This window comes from Tsukamurella sp. M9C (assembly GCF_020169415.1).
Taxonomy (GTDB): domain Bacteria; phylum Actinomycetota; class Actinomycetes; order Mycobacteriales; family Mycobacteriaceae; genus Tsukamurella.
The window spans coordinates 19,175-37,422 of the sequence record NZ_JAIULG010000050.1 but is presented as its reverse complement, the minus strand read 5'-3'; the positions used below and the strand labels follow the sequence as shown (position 1 = coordinate 37,422).

At 72.2% G+C, this 18,248-nt stretch carries 21 protein-coding genes; 19 read left to right on the top strand and 2 right to left on the bottom strand.

All coding sequences use genetic code 11. The features are described 5' to 3' along the window. The coding region (ffh, locus tag LB823_RS19535; protein WP_224650350.1) for a signal recognition particle protein at positions 1–1,360 on the top strand (1,360 nt) is incomplete at its 5' end. Positions 1,361–1,453: 93 nt separating this feature from the next. Further along, complete coding sequence (locus LB823_RS19530) at positions 1,454–2,536, top strand: amidohydrolase family protein (protein WP_224650348.1); 1,083 nt, start codon at positions 1,454–1,456, stop codon at positions 2,534–2,536. A 3-nt stretch (positions 2,537–2,539) separates the two neighbouring features. On the opposite strand, the gene LB823_RS19525 is transcribed toward LB823_RS19530, so the two are convergent. Further along, entirely contained in the window at positions 2,540–3,424 is an 885-nt protein-coding gene (locus LB823_RS19525; protein ID WP_224650346.1) for a MerR family transcriptional regulator, read from the bottom strand. A 33-nt stretch (positions 3,425–3,457) separates the two neighbouring features. Further along, positions 3,458–4,708 (bottom strand): acyltransferase, encoded by a 1,251-nt coding sequence (locus LB823_RS19520; protein WP_224650344.1) that lies wholly within the window; start codon positions 4,706–4,708, stop codon positions 3,458–3,460. 372 nt (positions 4,709–5,080) lie between these two features. On the opposite strand from LB823_RS19520, the gene rpsP reads away from it, so the two are divergent. From rpsP to LB823_RS19435, 17 genes are all read left to right on the top strand, one after another. Continuing rightward, positions 5,081–5,548 carry a 30S ribosomal protein S16 gene (gene rpsP, locus LB823_RS19515; RefSeq protein WP_224650341.1) on the top strand — a complete coding sequence of 156 codons (468 nt, stop codon included), beginning with the start codon at positions 5,081–5,083 and terminating at the stop codon, positions 5,546–5,548. After that, complete coding sequence (locus LB823_RS19510; protein WP_013126270.1) at positions 5,549–5,797, top strand: RNA-binding protein; 249 nt, start codon at positions 5,549–5,551, stop codon at positions 5,795–5,797. It abuts the gene before it with no gap. 4 nt (positions 5,798–5,801) lie between these two features. Next, on the top strand, positions 5,802–6,323 hold the full coding sequence (gene rimM, locus LB823_RS19505) for a ribosome maturation factor RimM (RefSeq protein ID WP_224650339.1): 522 nt from the start codon (positions 5,802–5,804) through the stop codon (positions 6,321–6,323). Positions 6,324–6,331: 8 nt separating this feature from the next. Beyond that, on the top strand, positions 6,332–7,042 hold the full coding sequence (trmD, locus tag LB823_RS19500) for a tRNA (guanosine(37)-N1)-methyltransferase TrmD (protein ID WP_224650336.1): 711 nt from the start codon (positions 6,332–6,334) through the stop codon (positions 7,040–7,042). A gap of 141 nt (positions 7,043–7,183) precedes the next feature. Next, on the top strand, positions 7,184–8,236 hold the full coding sequence (locus LB823_RS19495; protein WP_224650334.1) for a HAMP domain-containing sensor histidine kinase: 1,053 nt from the start codon (positions 7,184–7,186) through the stop codon (positions 8,234–8,236). 85 nt (positions 8,237–8,321) lie between these two features. Continuing rightward, positions 8,322–8,624, top strand: a complete 303-nt coding sequence (locus tag LB823_RS19490) for a YbaB/EbfC family nucleoid-associated protein (RefSeq protein WP_224650332.1) — start codon at positions 8,322–8,324, stop codon at positions 8,622–8,624. Next, positions 8,621–8,899 carry a hypothetical protein gene (locus tag LB823_RS19485; RefSeq protein WP_224650330.1) on the top strand — a complete coding sequence of 93 codons (279 nt, stop codon included), beginning with the start codon at positions 8,621–8,623 and terminating at the stop codon, positions 8,897–8,899. Before LB823_RS19490 ends, LB823_RS19485 begins: the two co-directional genes overlap by 4 nt. Continuing rightward, on the top strand, positions 8,896–9,780 hold the full coding sequence (locus LB823_RS19480; RefSeq protein ID WP_224650328.1) for a hypothetical protein: 885 nt from the start codon (positions 8,896–8,898) through the stop codon (positions 9,778–9,780). Before LB823_RS19485 ends, LB823_RS19480 begins: the two co-directional genes overlap by 4 nt. Beyond that, positions 9,764–10,183, top strand: a complete 420-nt coding sequence (locus LB823_RS19475; protein ID WP_224650326.1) for a hypothetical protein — start codon at positions 9,764–9,766, stop codon at positions 10,181–10,183. The genes LB823_RS19480 and LB823_RS19475 overlap by 17 nt, the downstream gene beginning before the upstream one ends. Positions 10,184–10,192: 9 nt before the next feature. Next, complete coding sequence (locus tag LB823_RS19470) at positions 10,193–12,637, top strand: Tex family protein (protein ID WP_224650324.1); 2,445 nt, start codon at positions 10,193–10,195, stop codon at positions 12,635–12,637. An 85-nt stretch (positions 12,638–12,722) separates the two neighbouring features. Then, complete coding sequence (locus LB823_RS19465) at positions 12,723–13,700, top strand: hypothetical protein (protein ID WP_224650322.1); 978 nt, start codon at positions 12,723–12,725, stop codon at positions 13,698–13,700. Positions 13,701–13,761: 61 nt separating this feature from the next. Further along, positions 13,762–14,103 (top strand): 50S ribosomal protein L19, encoded by a 342-nt coding sequence (rplS, locus tag LB823_RS19460; RefSeq protein WP_019203499.1) that lies wholly within the window; start codon positions 13,762–13,764, stop codon positions 14,101–14,103. Positions 14,104–14,242: 139 nt separating this feature from the next. Further along, positions 14,243–14,866, top strand: a complete 624-nt coding sequence (locus LB823_RS19455; protein ID WP_224650319.1) for a hypothetical protein — start codon at positions 14,243–14,245, stop codon at positions 14,864–14,866. A 111-nt stretch (positions 14,867–14,977) separates the two neighbouring features. Further along, a complete protein-coding gene (gene lepB, locus LB823_RS19450; protein ID WP_224650317.1) occupies positions 14,978–15,826 on the top strand; it encodes a signal peptidase I in 849 nt (282 codons plus the stop codon). Between the two features lie 6 nt (positions 15,827–15,832). Then, the gene (locus LB823_RS19445) at positions 15,833–16,516 is read left to right on the top strand and encodes a ribonuclease HII (RefSeq protein ID WP_224650315.1); all 684 of its coding nucleotides are present in this window, start codon (positions 15,833–15,835) and stop codon (positions 16,514–16,516) included. 43 nt (positions 16,517–16,559) lie between these two features. Continuing rightward, positions 16,560–16,865, top strand: a complete 306-nt coding sequence (locus tag LB823_RS19440) for a DUF2469 domain-containing protein (RefSeq protein WP_040768524.1) — start codon at positions 16,560–16,562, stop codon at positions 16,863–16,865. Between the two features lie 145 nt (positions 16,866–17,010). After that, positions 17,011–18,228: an MFS transporter gene (locus tag LB823_RS19435; protein WP_224650312.1), complete on the top strand. Its 1,218-nt coding sequence runs from the start codon at positions 17,011–17,013 to the stop codon at positions 18,226–18,228. Positions 18,229–18,248: the final 20 nt, after the last annotated feature.

Genomic DNA, 18,248 nt, shown 5'->3' with positions numbered 1-18,248 from the left:
GCAGCAGATCGTCAAGATCGTCAACGAGGAGCTCGTCGCCATCCTCGGCGGCGAGACTCGGCGACTGAACCTGGCGAAGACCCCGCCGACCGTGATCATGCTGGCCGGCCTGCAGGGCGCGGGTAAGACCACGCTCGCCGGCAAGCTGGCCGCCTTCCTCAAGAAGCAGGGCCACACGCCGATGCTCGTGGCCTGCGACCTGCAGCGTCCCGGCGCCGTCGACCAGCTGAAGATCGTCGGCGAGCGCGCCGGCGTGCCCACCTACGCGCCGCACCCCGGCACCTCCGTCGGCGGCGAGGGCGAGCTCGGCGTCAGCGCGGCCGACCCCGTCGAGGTCGCGCGCGGCGGCATCGCCGAGGCCCGGGCCAAGCAGCACGACGTCGTGATCGTCGACACCGCCGGCCGCCTCGGCATCGACGAGGAGCTGATGGGGCAGGCCAAGGCGATCCGCGACGCCGTCGACCCCGACGAGGTGCTGTTCGTCCTCGACGCCATGATCGGCCAGGACGCGGTGACCACCGCGCAGGCCTTCGCCGACGGCGTCGACTTCACCGGCGTCGTGCTCACCAAGCTTGACGGCGACGCCCGCGGCGGCGCGGCGCTCTCGGTCCGCGAGATCACCGGCAAGCCGATCCTGTTCGCGTCCACGGGCGAGAAGCTCGACGATTTCGACGTCTTCCACCCCGACCGGATGAGCTCCCGGATCCTCGGCATGGGCGACGTGCTCTCGCTCATCGAGCAGGCCGAGCAGCACATGGATCAGCAGAAGGCGGAGGAGGCGGCCGCCAAGATCACCTCCGGCGAGCTGACCCTCGAGGACTTCCTCGACCAGATGCTGATGATCCGCAAGATGGGCCCCATCGGGAACCTGCTGGGCATGCTGCCCGGCGCGGGCCCGATGAAGGACGCCCTCGCGGCGGTCGACGACAGCCAGCTCGACCGGATCCAGGCGATCATCCGCGGCATGACCCCGGCCGAGCGCAGCGACCCGAAGATCATCAACGCCTCGCGCCGCCTGCGCATCGCCAAGGGCTCCGGCGTCACCGTCACCGAAGTGAACCAGCTGGTGGACCGGTTCTTCGAGGCGCGCAAGATGATGTCGCAGATGGCCGGCTTCGGTGGCGGCGCCCCCAAGCGGCTGTCCAAGCGCAAGCAGAAGGGCAAGCAGGGCAAGAAGAACAACCGCGCCCGGCAGACCGGTCCCGCGGGGCCCCGCATGGGTGGCGGCTTCCCCGGGATGCCCGGCATGCCCGCGGGAATGGACCTGTCGAGCATGCCCAAGGGCCTCGACCAGCTGCCCCCCGGCCTGGAGGGCATCGACATGGCCGCGCTCGAGGAGCAGCTGCGCAAGAAGCGGTAGGACCTCGCGAAACCGGCGGAATCCTGCGGTACGGGGCCGTAAATGGCCTCGTACCGTCGAAATCGCCCGGTTTCACGACGTAGGGTTGCCCGGGTGAGCGATCTGCACTTCACCGGCGCCGTCCTGCCGGGCGGCGAGGGCGAGTTCTGGGTGTCCGACGGTGTCGTCCACCTGTCGGATCCGGGCGGTCCCGCCACCGAGCTGCGCGGCTTCGCCGCCCCCGGCTACGTCGACGCGCACTGCCACGTCGGCATCGTCGAGGAGGGCGAGCCCGACCTGGTGCGCGGCCGCGCCCTCGCGCTGGAGGACGTCGCCGTCGGCGTCACCGTGATCCGCGAACCCGGCTCCGACCTCGACACGTCGCCGCTGGACGGGCAGCCCGGCCTGCCGCGCTTCGTCCGCATGGGCCGGCACATCGCGCTGGTCAAGCGGTACACCCGCGGGCTCGGCGAGCAGCTCGAGGACCCGTCGCAGCTCGTGGACGCGGTGCGCCGTCGCGCCGCCGAGGGACACCCGTGGATCAAGCTGGTGGGGGACTGGATCGACCGGTCCGCCGGCGATCTCGCGCCGCTGTGGCCCGACGACGTGCTCGCCGAGGCCGTCGCCGTGGCGCACGACGCCGGTGCCCGGATCACCGCGCACGTCTTCGGCGAGGACGCCCTCCCCGGGCTGCTGGCCGCCGGCGTCGACGCGATCGAGCACGGCTCGGGCCTCACCGCCGACACCATCGAGATCATGGTCGAGAAGGGGATCGGCCTGGTGCCCACCATGATCCAGATCGAGAACTTCCCCTCCATCGCCGCCCCCGCGGCGGAGAAGTTCCCCACCTACCACCGGCACATGATGGCGCTGCACGACCGCCGCAAGGCGACGTTCCGGGCGGCCTGGGAGGCCGGCGTCGCCATGTACGCCGGCACCGACGCCGGCGGCTTCAACGTGCACGGCGCCCTGCCCCGGGAGATCGAGGCGCTCGCCGCTGTCATGCCGCCGGAGGAGGCGATCGCCGCCGCGTCCTGGCGGGCGCGACAGTGGCTCGGCTTCGCCGGCATCGACGACGGCGCCCCCGCCGACCTGGTGATCTACGACGAGGACCCGCGCGTCGCGCTCGCCCACGGCGCCCTGCCGGCACCGTCGGCCGTGGTGGTCCGGGGCGAGCTCGCAGACCTGCCCCGGTAGCCGCTACGCGTGCGCGCGGAGCGCGGCGATGACCCACTCCGCCGCCGGCACCATCGCCGGGCGCGGCGGCCAGCCGTTCAGGACGCCCAGCAGCGACCAGTAGCGCTCGACCCGCGCGTCGGTGAAGGTCACCATCTGATCGGCCATCGCGGCGCGGTCCGTGCCCTCCGGTAGGAGCGTCGCCAGTAGCGCCGCGGCCTCCGCCGAATCCGGCGCGGTCCCGTTCTCCGCCGCCGTGCGGGCGGCCTCGAGGTCCACCATCACCGGCGCCTCCGTTGCCGCGGCGCCCGTGACCGCCATCTCGCGGGCCCGGGCCCGGAACCCCTCGTCCGCGACCAGGGCCGCCAGCTCGATCCACGCGTCGACCTGGGCGGGCGTCGGATCGTCGGGCAGTTCGGCGGGCATCGACCGCATCCCGTTCGCGATGTGCGCGCCCGGGGCGTCCGGGGCGATGCCGGCGAAGGCCTCGTCGACGAACGCGTCGATGATCCGCTGGCGTTCCGCCGCGGACAATGTCGCCATCTCGTGCATGATTCTCAACTCCTCGGTCGTACTGTTCCTGGTGGCGACCGACCGCAGCACCGCCCGCCGGATCCGCAGCGTGCGGATCTCGGCGTCGAGGGCCTTCGCATGCGCGTCGGCCACCGCGGCGAGGCCGACCTGCTCCGCGAGAACGGCACGCACCGTCTTCACGTCGAGGCCCAGCGCGCGCAGCGTCCGCACCAGCTCGAGCCGCGCCACCGATTCCGCGTCGTACAGCCGGTATCCGGCCGCGCTGCGGATGGTGGGGACGAGGCCCTCGTCGGACCAGAACCGGATCGTCTTCACCGACGCCCCGGTCCGGGCCGCGACGTCGCCGATGCTGAACAGTGCGCTGTCGTCGGTCACGGGATCAGCCTGCGGTCTCCAGTGAGGGGAGAGTCAAGAGGTACTGGGGCGGGCGATGCCGGCGAGGCTCTGCCCGCTCGGCTCCGACGGTGCCTGCTTCCGTTTCGGCCTCGGCCGGCCGACCCACCACTGCGCCTTCGGTGCGCGGCTCAGCAGCTCGACGATGCCGAGCGTGATCGCGATCGTCAGCACGTACGCGACCGCGGTGCCGAAGGGGGAGGGCAGCACCGTCGTCAGCCAGGAGGCGCCGTCGGCCGTGCGGGGGAGGAGCAGGGTCTCGAGGACCATGACGTGCACCAGGAAGACGCCGAAGGAGCGCTTGGCCCCGTAGGACGCGAACCGGGTGAGCCGGGGCAGTCGGTGCCGGTTGCGCGCCAGCAGCAGGCCCACCGTGTACACCGCCGCCACCAGCACGACGTAGAGCACGAAGTTCGCCGGCTGGAAGACGGCCGACGCCACGATCGGCGCGGTCTCGTCGCCCAGGCGCACCCGGTAGAGCACTTGCGCGCCCACCGCGACGAGGGCCGCGGCCGCGAAGATCAGCGGGGCGTGCCGCAGCAGGACCGCCTCGATCCGCTCCCGGTGGAAGGCCGCGACGACGCCCAGCAGGATGAAGAACTGGTACGGCACGAACGTGGCGTACAGGTGCCAGAAGTTCTCGCCCCACCACCCGGTGGTCGGGTTCCAGTAGGTGGCGGCGACGTAGATGCCCACCTGGAGGACCGCGCTCACGGCGAGGATCGGCGCGTGGAACCGCCGGGTCCGCTCGACGAACGCGAAGATCAGCGGGAACAGCAGGTAGATCTGCAGCGTGACGAAGATGAAGTACAGCTGGTAGCCGTTGGTGCCGCCCCACTTGAGGCTGTTCCAGAAGTCGCCCAGCTCGGTGGGGATCCGGCCGCCGTTGCCGGCGACCACCATGTCGTACGCCCAGTAGGCGAACGCCCACAGCACGAACGGCGTGATGACCAGGGTGAGGCGCTTGCGCCAGAACTGCACGGGGCTCAGGCGCGCCCCGCGCTCCACGATGCCGTACGCCAGCACCAGGCCCGTGAGCGCGAAGAAGGCGTTGCGGGTGAAGTGCAGGTTCATCGCGATCGCGTTGGTGACGGTGCCGTTGACCTCGTCGTTGGTGTTCGTCAGCGTGTGGATGAATACCACGAGCAGGAAGGTGATCGTGCGGACGAAGTCGAGCTGGTACAGATAGCCGCCGCGCGACGGGGCGGCCGCCGCGCGCCCGGTGACTACCGGGGACGCCGTGGGTCGATCCAGATGCGTGGCCATGGGCTGAGTCTGCGGTCCGTTCCTGCGAGGGTGCTGAACGCGGCCTGGCAGGGGGCTACACCGGGCTGACGGTGCATCGCGCAGGCAACGACGGGGTTGAGTTTACCCACCGGTAACCATTGCTTTCGCAACATCGGGGCCGAAGTGGCGCGAGTCACGTCGTGCACGGTCTGGTTCGTCCAGTCTACGGAGAACCCGGCGTCGGGGCGATTTCGCGCCGGTCGCACGGCGTGGCAGAATGGAACGCTGCTGACCGGCAGCGGCTGAGATACCGCCCCGGCGGTCACGCAACCAGACGGCAAAACCGGGTGCGTTCATCCTGACGCATCGCTGAATTGCACACGTGACTACACACGAAGGAACCACAGGCACATGGCTGTCAAGATCAAGCTCACGCGGCTCGGCAAGATCCGCAACCCCCAGTACCGCGTCGTCATCGCCGACTCGCGCACCCGCCGCAACGGCCGCGCGATCGAGTCGATCGGCAAGTACCACCCCAAGGAGGAGCCGTCGCTCATCGCGATCGACTCCGACCGCGTGCAGTACTGGCTGGGCGTCGGCGCGCAGCCGACCGAGCCCGTCCTCGCCCTGCTGAAGATCACCGGTGACTGGCAGAAGTTCAAGGGTCTCCCCGGCGCCGAGGGCACCCTGAAGACGGCCGCCGAGAAGCCGTCCAAGCTGGACCTGTTCAACGCGGCCCTCGCCGCCGCCGACAACGAGCCGGCCGCTGCCGCCACCACGCCCAAGAAGAAGGCGGAGAAGAAGGCCGACGAGGCTCCCGCCGAGGCTGCTGAGGCTCCGGCCGAGGCCGCCGCCGAGGCTCCGGCCGAGGGCGAGTAAATGAGTGCCGTCGTCGCTGATGCCGTCGAGCACCTCGTGCGCGGCATCGTGTCGAACCCGGACGACGTCCGCGTCGACCTCATCACCGGCCGTCGCGGCCGCGTGATCGAGGTCCACGTGAACCCGGACGACCTGGGCAAGGTCATCGGCCGTAGCGGCCGCACCGCCACCGCCCTACGCACCCTCGTCACCGGCATCGGCGGCAAGGGCATCCGGATCGACGTCGTCGACACCGATCGGGTCCGCTGACCCGATGGAGCTCGTGATCGGGCGTGTCGCCAAGTCGCACGGCATCCGCGGCGAGATCGTCGTGGACGTGCGCACCGATTCGCCCGAGCTCCGCTTCGCGGACGGCGCCGTCCTCACCGGCCGGCGCCCCCGCGAGACGAACACCCAGACGTACACCGTGGCAGCCTCCCGGAACCATTCCGGGAGGCTGCTGGTGCGTCTGCAGGGCGTGAACGACCGCACCGCAGCCGATGAACTGCGCGGCACCCTCTTCCTCATCGACTCCGCCGATGTCGAACCGAGCGACGACCCCGACGAGTTCTACGACCACGAACTCGAGGGCCTCGCCGTCCGCACCGTCGGGGGCGAGGAGGTCGGCACCATCGCCGAGGTGCTGCACGCGCCCGGCGGCGAGCTGCTGTCGGTGAAGGCACCCGACGGCCGCGAGATCCTCATCCCGTTCGTCACGGCCATCGTCCCCGACATCGACCTCGCCGGCGGCGTCGTCACCGTCGACCCGCCCGAGGGTCTTCTCGATCCGGAGTAGCGACTGACATGCGCATCGACGTGGTGACGATCTTCCCCGAATACCTCGCGCCGCTGCGGCAGGCGCTGCTCGGCAAGGCCGTCGACAAGGGCCTGCTCGAATTCGGCGTGCACGACCTGCGCGACTGGACCCACGACGTGCACAAGGCCGTCGACGACTCGCCCTACGGCGGCGGTCCCGGCATGGTCATGAAGCCCACCGTCTGGGGTCCCGCCCTCGACGACGTCTGCCCCGACGACGCCCTGCTCGTGGTTCCCACCCCCGCGGGCGTCCCGTTCACGCAGGCCATGGCGCACGAATGGGCCCGCGAGGAGCACATCGTTTTCGCCTGCGGCCGGTACGAGGGCATCGACCAGCGCGTCTTCGACGACGCCGCCCGCCGCGTGCGGGTGGTCGAGGTGTCGATCGGCGATTACGTCCTCATCGGCGGCGAGGTCGCCGTCCTCGTCATGGTCGAGGCCTTCGGCCGGCTCATCCCCGGCGTGCTGGGCAACAAGCTCAGCCACCAGGACGACTCCTTCTCCGACGGTGCCGGCGGCCTCCTCGAGGGGCCCTCGTACACGCGGCCCGAGACCTGGCGCGACCTCACCGTGCCGCCGGTCCTCCTCTCGGGCGATCACGCCAAGGTCGGGCAGTGGCGCCGCGAGCAGTCCCTCGCGCGGACCGCGGACCGTCGACCGGATCTGCTGCCGCCCGGCGCGGGCGAGACCACCGCCTGACCGACGGTCCGCCACGCCGTACGTCCCCGGCGCGATCAACGCCGGGAACGGATCGCCGATCGGTATCGTCAACCCGGGGAACAGCGCCGACGCGATCGCACCGCCGCGGCCGCGGCGATCGGCGCCCCGGGAGGAGGACGCGTGGCAGGGACACCGGCGCCGGGTGCGACCGCGCTCGGATCGACGCGCACGCGCCTGCCGCTCCTCGCCGGGGCCGTCGTGGCCCTCGGCGCCGCGGTCGTCGCGTGGGCGACCCTGCGGGTCTCCGACGCCCACCCCGGTTCCACCGCCGTCACGGTCCTGACGACCGCGGTCCTGGCGGGCCTCGTCGCCGCCCTCGTCGCATGGTTCGTCGCGGACCGGGTCCTGCGGCGGGTCGGCGTGCTGGAGAAGCGGTTCCGCGAACTGGCCGACGGTGATCCCCGGCTGCGCGTGGACGAGCCCGCCGGCGACGACGAGCTCACCCGCCTGGCGCGCACGCTCAACGACGCCCTCGACCGCCGCCAGCGCGGGGCCGAGCGGCGCCTCGACTTCGTCGGCGACGCCGCGGACGCACTCCGCGGCCCGCTGGCCGCGGTCCACACGGACCTCCTCGCCGCGACCCGGCCCGGTGGCCCCGACCCCGCGCACGCGGTCCAGCGGGGCCTCGCCGCCACCGACCGGCTGCAGACCGCCGCCGCCGACGTGCTGCTGCTGGCCCGCCTCCGCGCGGGCGACCGGCCGCGCCGCGAGATCCTCCCGTGGTTCGAGGTGATGACAGACGTGCGCGCCCCGGCCCGGGCGACCTTCTCCGTCGAGGGCGACCTCGCGACCCTGGTGCTCGGCGCCCGCGCCCACCTGACGGTGCTGATGCAGTACCTCCTCGACGAGGCCGCGCGGCACGCCGAGACGGCCGTCGTGCTGCGGATCGCGACGTTCGACGACGCCGTCGTCCTCCGCGTCGACGACGACGGACCACCCATCCCCGCCGCCGAGCGTGCGCGGGCTTTCGCGCCCTTCGAGGATCCAGACCGGCTCCGCGCGGACGGCACCGGACTCGCGCTGGTCATCGTCGACGAGATCGTCCGGGCGCACGGCGGTTCCGTCCGCATCGAGGACTCGCCGCGCGGCGGATCGCGCCTGCGGGTGGAGTTCCCCGCGGTGCGGGGCGACGTGCTGCCGGACTGGGAGTCCCCGGCGCCCGGCGCGCGCTGATTGACGCGGAATCCGCACCCGGGGCGCGGCCGCACGGCATGATGGTCGCAGCGGCCGTGGGGGCGACCGCGGATTCGGGGGAATCATGGCTGAGATCAGCGGTGCCGCCGCGCTGCTCGCGGACGTCGAACGCCGCGAGGCGGAGCTCGCGCGGCTCGACGAGGAGTTCCGCACCGCCCGCGTGACGGCGCGGTCGCAGGACCGGACCGTCGCCGTCACCGTCGACGTGCGAGGACACGTCGTCGAGGTGGACCTGGCGCCCGGGACGCCGCGCGCGCACCCGCCGGAACGCCTGGGCCCCTTGATCGCCGAGCTCGCGGCCCGCGCGGCGGGCACGCTGCGCGAGCACTACGAGCGACGCGCCGAGCTGACCCGCGTGCCGCGATGATCTTCGAACTCGAGCCGGACGCGTGGGAGCGGGAGGCGCGCGCCGTCGACGCCCTGGCGGACTCCCTGCCGGCGCCGGAGCCCCTGCCGCTGCCCGACGACCGGTACGCGCGCGCCCTCGGCGACGTCCCCGCCGCGTCCGACGCCGCGGCGCGGGAGCTGCACGCCGCCGCCGTCGCCGAGCTGCGCGCGTTCGCGGCGCTGATCCGGCACCGGGCCCGCCGAGCGGCCGGGGCGGACCGCGCCGCGGCCGAGGCGATCGAGGCCGTCCGGTGACGGATCCCGCGTTCTGGCCCCAGGAGCCCGGCCCCTACGCCGCGACGGGCGAGCAGTTCCTCGCCGCGCACGACGCGGCCCGGCGGATCGCCGCCGGCCTCGGGATGCCCCCGCCGTCGGGCGCGCTCGTCACGGCGGCCGAGCTGGACGGGGCGCGGGCGCACTTCCACGCCGACTACGCGCGCCTCGTGGGCGACACCCGCGCCCGCATGACCGACGTGGCCGCGCGCACCGCCCTGGCCCGCCTGGAGGCTCGCGGGCAGAATCCGCCCGGCGATCCCGGGGCCGAGCAGTCCGCCGACCTCGCGGACGAGCGGGGCCGCGCCGAGACCGAGGACGCCGCGGAGGAGGCCCGCCGACGGTCCGCCGAACTCGCCGCGGGGCACGGCGCCGCGGTCGGCTCCTTCGCGCCCCTGGCCGGGATGGGCATGCTCGGCAGGTCCTTCGGAGCGGACGGTACCCACCGCGCGGCGCAGTACGCGGTGCCCCTCGCCGCTCCCGCCGACCTCGACCTGCGGCTGCGCGAGGTGTGCGGGGCCGTGACCGGGCCGGCGCGGGGCTGGGTGCGGATGGCGGTCGCCGAGGTGACCGACGAGGCCGGCCGGCCGTGGCGGCTGATCGGCACCACCGAGCTCGACGGCTATCTCCGCCCCGGCGTGATCCTGCGCGACGGAGAGCTCGCCGCCGGCAACGAGGTCTGGCCGGAGCTCTCCATCGCGACCTTCTGCGCGGCACACGGTTTCGCGCCGGGGCCGGTGGTCGGCGCGGTCGAACCGCCGCCCGACGTGTGCGAGTACCTGCGCGCCGCCGGCTTCGCGCCGATGTGGTCGTCCGACGCGTGGTCCGTGGGCTGGGAGGACGCCGATGCATCGCTCGACTAGCCTGCCCGACCTGGCCGAGGCCGTCGCCGCGGTGCCCGCCGACCAGCGGCATGCCGCGGGCGTCGCGCTGGTCGCCGGGGCCCTGGACCGCGCCGCCGACCCCGCTCTCGACGCCGCGGGCGAGGTGCTGCTCGACGAGCGGCGTGCGCCGGGTTCGCGGGGGAGCGAGGCGGACCGTCTGGCGGCCGCGGGCGACCGCCTGGACCGCGAGGCGCACGCGCGCCGCCTCGACGGCGACCACACCGGCTACATCCTGGGCTTCCAGTCTGCGCGGGTGATGGCGGCGCTGCACTTCCTCGTGCGCGACGGCGGCGCCGGTTTGGCCGACGTCGCCTACGAGGCGGTGATGGTGTGCGGCGCCACCGAGCCGGTGATCGCCGAACTCGTCGGTGCCCGCCGGTAGGGTGGCCGCGTGAATTCGAGCGCGCCCGTGAAGTCCGTATCCGCCCGCATCGCCGAGGAGCTCTCGGTGGGGGAGAACCAGGTGGCCGCCGCGATCCGGCTGCTGGACGAGGGGTCGACGGTCCCGTTCATCGCCCGGTACCGCAAGGAGGTCACCGGCAGCCTCGACGACGCCCAGCTGCGCACTCTGGAGGAACGGCTCGGCTACCTGCGGGAGCTCGACGACCGCCGCGCCGCGGTGATCGCCTCCATCGAGGAGCAGGGCAAGCTGACCGCCGAGCTGCGCGCCGCGCTGCTCGCGGCCGAGACCAAGGCTCGCGTCGAGGACATCTACCTCCCGTACAAGGTCAAGCGCCGCACCAAGGCGCAGATCGCGAGGGAGAACGGCCTGCAGCCGCTCGCCGAGCGCCTGCTGGCCGATCCCACGCTGGTTCCGGAGGAGCTGGCCGGGGAGTTCCTCGGCGAGAACGTCGCCGACGCCGCGGCCGCGCTCGAGGGCGCGCGGCACATCCTCGTCGAGCGGGCGGCCGAGGACGCCGAGCTGGTGGGCACCGTGCGCGAGAAGTTCTGGGCCGATTCCACGCTGCGCACCGGCGTGCGCGAGGGCGCCGACCCGCAGAAGGCGCAGAAGTTCCGCGACTACTTCGAGTTCTCCGAGCCGCTCGACCAGATGCCCTCGCACCGGGTGCTCGCCGTGCTCCGTGGTGAGAAGGAGGAGGTGCTCTCGCTGCAGTTCGACGGCGGTGAGGACGCCGACTACGAGGCGATGGTCGCCTCCACGCTCGGGATCTCGAACCAGGGGCGCCCGGCCGACAAGTGGCTCGGCACCGTCGCGCGGTGGGCCTGGCGCACCAAGCTGATGGTCTCCGCGACCGTCGACGCGCGGACCCGGCTGCGCCAGAGCGCCGAGGACGACGCCGTGCACGTCTTCGCCACCAACCTCAAGGACCTGCTGCTGGCGGCGCCCGCCGGTACCCGGCCCACCCTGGGCCTCGACCCGGGCTTCCGCAACGGCGTGAAGACCGCCGTCGTCGACGGCACCGGCAAGGTGCTCGACACGCTGATCATCTACCCGCACCAGCCGCAGAACCAGTGGGACAAGTCCAAGGCACTGCTGGCGGCACTCATCGCCCGGCACGACGTGGAGCTGGTCGCCATCGGCAACGGCACCGCGTCGCGCGAGACCGACGCGCTGACCACCGAGCTGCTCGGCGAGATCAAGAAGGCCGGTGCTCGCGTCCCGGCGAAGGCCGTTGTAAGCGAGGCGGGCGCGTCGATCTACTCGGCGTCGGAGTACGCCTCGCAGGAGCTGCCGGACATGGACGTCTCCCTGCGCGGGGCGGTCTCCATCGCCCGTCGCCTGCAGGACCCGCTCGCCGAGCTGGTGAAGATCGACCCCAAGTCGATCGGCGTGGGTCAGTACCAGCACGACGTCTCGCAGGCCAGCCTCGCCAAGTCGCTCGACGCGGTCGTCGAGGATGCGGTGAACGCCGTCGGCGTCGACCTCAACACCGCGTCGGCGCCGCTCCTCGCGCGCGTCTCCGGCGTCACCGAGAACCTGGCGGCCGCGATCGTCGCGCACCGGGACGGCGCCGGCGCCTTCCGCAGCCGCAAGGGCCTGCTGGACGTGCCGCGCCTCGGCCCCAAGGCCTTCGAGCAGTGCGCCGGCTTCCTCCGCATCCGCGGCGGCGACGATCCGCTCGACGCCTCGGGCGTGCACCCCGAGGCCTACCCGGTGGTGCGGAAGATCCTCGATCGCTCCGGGCTAGCCCTTGCCGAGCTCATCGGCAACGGCCCGGCGCTGGCGAAGCTGCGGCCTGCGGACATCGCCGCCGAGTTGGCCGACGAGCGCTTCGGCGTCCCGACGGTGACCGACATCCTCGCCGAGCTGGAGAAGCCCGGTCGCGACCCTCGTCCCGCGTTCGCCACCGCCACGTTCGCGGCCGGCGTCGAGAAGGTCTCCGACCTCAAGCCGGGCATGGTGCTGGAGGGCGTGGTCACCAACGTCGCCGCCTTCGGCGCCTTCATCGACGTGGGTGTGCACCAGGACGGGCTCGTGCACGTCTCCGCCATGTCCGACCGGTACGTCTCCGACCCGCACGAGGTGGTCAAGTCCGGCCAGGTCGTCAAGGTCAAGGTGGTCGACGTGGACGTCGAGCGCCAGCGCATCGGCCTCTCGCTGCGCCTGAACGACGATGCCGCCCCCAAGGAGCGCGGTCCGCGCGGCGGGGGAGCGCAGCGCGGCGGCGGCCAGCGGGGCGGCGGTCCCCGCGGCGACGCGCGCGGCGGGCAGCCGGGTGGTGGCCAGAACCGCGGCCAGGGCGGCCACGCCGGCCAGAACCGCGGCCAGGGGCAGCGGGGCGGCGGACAGAACCGGCCGTCGCGCGGAGGCGGGCAGGCGGCACCGTCGGGCTCGATGGCGGACGCCCTGCGCAAGGCCGGCTTCGGGAAGTAGTCCCGCGCGCGCCGCGTGCGCGGGCGCCTGCATCGGGGGCGGCGTTCCGACCTGGGGCGACGGTGCGCGGCGCTAGGTTGGAGGGATGTCCACCTGGTTCGCGAACGACATCGTCGCAGGGGGACGGCTGCCGCTGTTCTCCTTCTGCGTCGGTCTGATCGTGGGCTTCATGGGGATCCGGATCAGCGTGCGGCTGATCCGGGCGGACGTGAGCTGGTGGTTCGGCAACGTCAAGCCCGGCGGCCTGCACCTGCACCACATGGTGTTCGGCGTGGTGCTGTGCCTGGGCTCGGCGATCGGTCTCATCGCGAACTTCGACAAGGCGACCCAGACGACGGCCGCGGTGCTCGCGGGCGTGTTCGGGCTGGGGGCGGCGCTGATCCTCGACGAGTTCGCGCTGATCCTCTACCTGCGCGACGTCTACTGGCAGGAGGAGGGCCGCGCTTCCGTGGACGCCGTTTTCGTGGCTATCGCCATGAGCGGCCTGCTGCTCCTCGGACTGCGGCCGCTGGACCTCGTGGACTTCGCGGGGTTCCGCGACTCGCCGGAGCGGGCCGCGCAGATCGGCTTCGGCGTGATCAGCCTCGGGACGGCGGCGATCGTGCTGCTCAAGGGCAAGATCTGGACCGGGCTCATCGGCCTGTTCTTCTTCCCGCTGCTGCTGATCGGCGCGATCCGGCTCTCGCGTCCCGGCGCGCCCTGGGCCCGCTGGCGGTACGAGCAGGACTCGCGGCGCATGCTCCGCGCCCTGCGCCGCGAGCGCCGGCTCCGCCGTCCGCTGATCCGCGCCAAGATCGCGGTGCAGGACCTGATGGCCGGCCGCCCGGACCTGCTGCCGCACCTGAGGGAGGACGCGGAGAAGGAGCTGGACCGCACCGTCGTGCCCGCGCCGGCGCCGCCCCGTCGGCCCCGGTCGATGGCCCGGCGCCTCACGATTTCGAGAAACCGGCGGCGATCTGGCACAATCAACAGGTTGCCCGGGCTGCGTGCTACCCGGGCGTATCCGGCTGCGGAGCGGCCGGCAGGACAGGAGTACGAACCGGTCGAACCCCCGCGGCAGTAGTCGCGACGGGCCGCCAGGGTCCTCTGCTCACGAAGACATGTAAGAAACGGATGATCCAGCGATGAACACGCTCGACTTCATTGACCAGCAGTCCCTGCGCAGCGATGTGCCCGACTTCCGCCCCGGCGACACCCTTGACGTGCACGTCAAGGTCATCGAGGGCAGCAAGGAGCGCGTCCAGGTGTTCAAGGGCGTCGTGATCCGCCGCCAGGGCGGCGGCGTGCGCGAGACCTTCACGGTGCGCAAGGTGTCCTTCGGCGTCGGTGTGGAGCGCACCTTCCCCGTGCACTCCCCGAACATCGCCAAGATCGACGTCCTCACCCGTGGTGACGTGCGTCGCGCGAAGCTGTACTACCTGCGCGACCTGCGCGGTAAGGCCGCCAAGATCAAGGAGAAGCGCTGACACCAGCGCCGCCGGCGATCCGAGTGACCGCCGCGTAGCACCTCCCGAGCGCCCCACGATCCCGCGGATCGTGGGGCGCTCGTCTGTCTCCGCCTACGATCGGCTTGAGGGCTGGGTCGGCGCCCGGGGGAGGGGAATCGTGAGCGACAGCTGCAGCTACGTGATCTCGTTGGCGCCACCGGGCGATCCGGGCCGGCGGCAACGCGCGGAGGCCGTGGCGGAGATCGCTGAGCACCGTGGGGCCGAGCTGAGGCTCGCCGACGCCAGATGGTGCCTCGACGAGGCACGAGCGGACCCGCGGATCATGGAACTGTGCGGGCACGCCTATCGCGGCGTCATCGACGCCTCGCCCGACTTCCGCGACGGAGCTTACGACGCGGACGCGCTGGAGGAGCTGGCCATCTCCCGGTGGCGATCGATGTACCCGCAGCGCCCTGAGATCGACCTGGGCTTCGGCTGCGTCACCGCCGTGGAGGCCACGGACGATCCCCGGTGCCCGGGATGCGCTCGCGATTTCACGGAGATTCCGATGGGCGAGTGGTGCCAGCAGTGGTTCGACAGTCGCGTCGAGCCGACGGTGACGTGCAACAACTGCGGAACCACGGGCCTCATCGGCGATTGGCAGGGCGAGGGCGGAACCTACTTCACCGACTGCGCGGTCGCGCTCTGGAACTGGCCCACCCTGTCGCTCGTCCCCGGCCTCGACGCCGAGCTCCTGCGCGCGATCGGGCCTCGTCCACGCATCGTCTACGCGCACATGTGACGGCGACGCGGATTCGCCGGCGTTCGACGGATGCTGTCCGCGGCGGCAGACTCGCCCGCCCAGCGGCTCCGCGATCGGATATCCGCACCGCCTGCTCGGTAGTGTGTACCCGTGCCCGAGCAGACGAACTCCCCGGAGACCCCCGAGCCGTTGCGCAAGGGCGGCCGCCACGCCGCACCGGACCCGGCACCGTCGGGCGACGAGCGGGGGACCACCGGCTCCGACGCGCCCACGGACGGGAAGGGTGCGAAGGCGAAGAAGGACAAGAAGACCAACTGGCCGCTCGAGGTCGGCGCCATCGTGCTGGTCGCGCTGGTGCTCAGCTTCTGCCTGCAGACCTTCGTCGGCCGCCAGTGGTACGTGCCGTCCGAGTCGATGGAACCCACCCTGATCGGGTGCGAGGGCTGCACCGGCGACCGGATCGTCACGCAGAAGATCAGCTACTTCACCGGCGACCCGAAGCCGGGTGACGTGGTCGTCTTCCGCGCGCCCACCGAGTCGTGGGGGCTCGCGCCCGTGACGCCGGTGCGTTCGAGCAATACCGTGATCCGCGGCCTCCAGGAGGCGCTGTCGTACGTGGGCCTGCAGCCGCCCAATGAGAACGACCTCGTCAAGCGGGTGATCGCGGTCGGCGGGCAGACCATCCAGTGCCGGCCCGAGACCGGCGTGACGGTGAACGGCAAGAAGCTCGTCGAGCCCTACCTCGCCGACGCCGCCAAGCAGCAGGCCGAGCAGGACGCCTGCTGGGGCGTGCCCTTCGGGCCGGTCACGATCCCCGACGGCAACGTCTTCGCCATGGGTGACAACCGCACCATGTCGCGCGACTCGCGCTTCCACATCGACAACGACCCACTGCAGGGCACCATCCCCAAGGCCGACATCCGCGGCAAGGTCGTCGCGATCATCTTCCCGTTCAGCCGCTGGCAGACGGTGGATTCGATCAACCCGCAGCAGGGCTAGGGGCACATGCGCGACCGATGGCCCCCGCGACCGGTGGTGCGGGCATCGTCGGGCCTGAGCACGCTCGAGACCGTGCTCGGCCGGGCGGGGCTCGGGCCGGTGGCGGGCATCGACGAGGCCGGGCGCGGCGCCTGCGCGGGCCCGATGACGGTGGCCGCCTGCATCCTGCCGGCGCGCATACCGCCGTCGTTGGCGCGTCTCGACGACTCGAAGAAGCTCACCGAGATCGCCCGGGAGCAGCTGTATCCGAAGATCCTCGACCTCGCGGTGAGCTGGTCGGTCGTGTCGATCCCGGCCCCCGAGATCGACCGGATCGGCGTCCACGTCGCGAACATCATGGGGATGCGGCGCGCGATCGCGGGCCTGCAGGTGCGGCCCGGGTACGTGCTCATCGACGGCTTCACCGTGCCCGGCCTCGGCATCCCGTCGCTGCCGGTGATCGGCGGCGACGCCTCCGCCTCGTGCATCGCCGCGGCCAGCGTGCTGGCGAAGGTGACGCGCGATCGCGTGATGACGGAGCTGGACGACGACTTCCCCGGGTACGGCTTCGCGGTGCACAAGGGCTACTCGACGGCGGTGCACATGACGGCGCTGGGGGAGCTGGGGCCGAGCACCCAGCACCGCATGCGGTACCAGAACGTGCGGGCCGCGCTGGACGCGTCGTCGAGGAACACCGCGGCGGCGCGGTAATCTGGAGCGGTTACGACAGATGACATCAGGTGAGGAGGACGACGTGAGCGCAGAGGATCTCGAGAAGTACGAGACCGCGATGGAGCTCTCCATGTACCGCGAGTACAAGGACGTGCTGAGCCAGTTCACCTACGTGGTGGAGACGGAGCGCCGCTTCTACCTCGCCAACGGGGTCGATCTGATCCCGCGCAACGCGGACGGCGAGGTCTACTTCGAGGTGCGGATGACCGACGCCTGGGTGTGGGACATGTACCGCCCGGCGCGCTTCCTCAAGCAGGCCCGCGTGGTGACGTTCAAGGACGTCAACATCGAGGAGCTCGACAAGCCGGAGCTGCGACTCCCGGAGTGAGCCGGTCGATCCTGCTGCAGGCACCGTTCCCGTCGGGGACGGTGCCTGCGGCGTCTCCGCCGGAAAATTAACGGTGCACAGTGTCTCGAATACCTGCTATCGTAACATAACGAGTCACATTGTCTCGATATAGAAGGAATAGCTCATGTTGCTTGATCGGACCGCGGTTCCCTACCGCGTCGCGCCGGCCGTGGTGTGCACGGCCTTCGCGTTCCTGGTGGTCATGATGGGTACCACCCTCCCCACGCCCCTCTACTCGATCTACTCCGCGCAGCTCGGATTCAGCTCGCTCACCGTCACCGTGCTGTTCGCGGTGTACGCCCTCGGCGTCGTCGCCGCGCTCACCGTCTTCGGGCGGCTCTCCGACGAGATCGGGCGCCGCCCGGTGCTCCTCGTCGCCGTGACGCTGGCGATCGTCAGCGCCCTGCTCTTCCTGCTGCCCCCGTCGCTGCCGCTGCTCATCGTGGCGCGCATCGTCTCCGGCCTCGGGGCCGGGCTCATGAGCGGCACCGGCACCGCGGCGGTCATCGACCTGTTCGCACCCGAGAAGCGGGCGGCCGCCGGGACCCTCGCCGTCGCCGTCAACACGGGCGGCCTGGCGGTGGGCACGCTGCTGGCGGGCGCCGTCGCCGACGTCTCGGCGTCGCCGCTGGTCGTGCCGTTCGTCGTCCACCTTGTGCTCTCGGTAGCCGCCTTCGCCGGGCTGTGGGCGTTCGCGCCGAGGACCGCGCTCGCCGGCTCGGTGCGGCTGCGTCCCCGGCGACTGCGGGTGCCGAGCGAGATCCACGGCGCCTTCGTGCGGGCCGTGCTCGCCGCCGGTTCGGCGTTCGCCGTGACCGGTGTGCTCACCGCGGTCTCCGCGATCTTCCTCGCGCGCTTCCTGCACCTGCCTGGACACACCCTCGCCGGCTTCGTCGTCTTCCTCGCCTTCGCGGGCATGGCGATCGGGCAGCTCGTGGCGCGCCGGATGGTGCCGCGCACGGCGCTCGTGGTCGGCTGCGGCGGCCTGGTGGTGGCTGCGGCGCTGCTCGCCGTCGCCCTCGCGGCGGAGTCCGTCGCCGCGCTGCTGCTGTCGGCCGCCGTGCTGGGCCTGTTCGGCGGACTCTGCATGAACGCCGGCATCGCCACCACCGTCGAGCAGGTCGAGCCCGCGCACCGCGCTGAGGTCTCGTCGTCCTTCTTCGCGGGGTTGTACGTGATGCTCGCCTTCCCGGCGATCGGCGTCGGCGCGCTCTCCGCGGCGGTCGGCCTGCGCACCGCGGGGTTGGTCTTCTGCGCCGTCGTCGCCGCACTGGCCGCGGTCGTGTGCGCCGTCGAGGCGCGGTCGGCGGCGCGCGCCCGCGCCCTGGCGTCGCGTGCGTGACGGGGGGATCAGGGGGGAGT

What these genes read in the sequence shown, in the direction of transcription:
- LB823_RS19520 (WP_224650344.1), bottom strand. Translation starts at nt 4,708, where the DNA reads ATGGCCACGCATCTGGATCGACCCACGGCGTCCCCGGTAGTCACCGGG.
- rpsP (WP_224650341.1), top strand. Translation starts at nt 5,081, where the DNA reads ATGGCTGTCAAGATCAAGCTCACGCGGCTCGGCAAGATCCGCAACCCC.
- LB823_RS19510 (WP_013126270.1), top strand. Translation starts at nt 5,549, where the DNA reads ATGAGTGCCGTCGTCGCTGATGCCGTCGAGCACCTCGTGCGCGGCATC.
- rimM (WP_224650339.1), top strand. Translation starts at nt 5,802, where the DNA reads ATGGAGCTCGTGATCGGGCGTGTCGCCAAGTCGCACGGCATCCGCGGC.
- trmD (WP_224650336.1), top strand. Translation starts at nt 6,332, where the DNA reads ATGCGCATCGACGTGGTGACGATCTTCCCCGAATACCTCGCGCCGCTG.
- LB823_RS19490 (WP_224650332.1), top strand. Translation starts at nt 8,322, where the DNA reads ATGGCTGAGATCAGCGGTGCCGCCGCGCTGCTCGCGGACGTCGAACGC.
- LB823_RS19485 (WP_224650330.1), top strand. Translation starts at nt 8,621, where the DNA reads ATGATCTTCGAACTCGAGCCGGACGCGTGGGAGCGGGAGGCGCGCGCC.
- LB823_RS19475 (WP_224650326.1), top strand. Translation starts at nt 9,764, where the DNA reads ATGCATCGCTCGACTAGCCTGCCCGACCTGGCCGAGGCCGTCGCCGCG.
- LB823_RS19465 (WP_224650322.1), top strand. Translation starts at nt 12,723, where the DNA reads ATGTCCACCTGGTTCGCGAACGACATCGTCGCAGGGGGACGGCTGCCG.
- rplS (WP_019203499.1), top strand. Translation starts at nt 13,762, where the DNA reads ATGAACACGCTCGACTTCATTGACCAGCAGTCCCTGCGCAGCGATGTG.
- LB823_RS19445 (WP_224650315.1), top strand. Translation starts at nt 15,833, where the DNA reads ATGCGCGACCGATGGCCCCCGCGACCGGTGGTGCGGGCATCGTCGGGC.
- LB823_RS19435 (WP_224650312.1), top strand. Translation starts at nt 17,011, where the DNA reads ATGTTGCTTGATCGGACCGCGGTTCCCTACCGCGTCGCGCCGGCCGTG.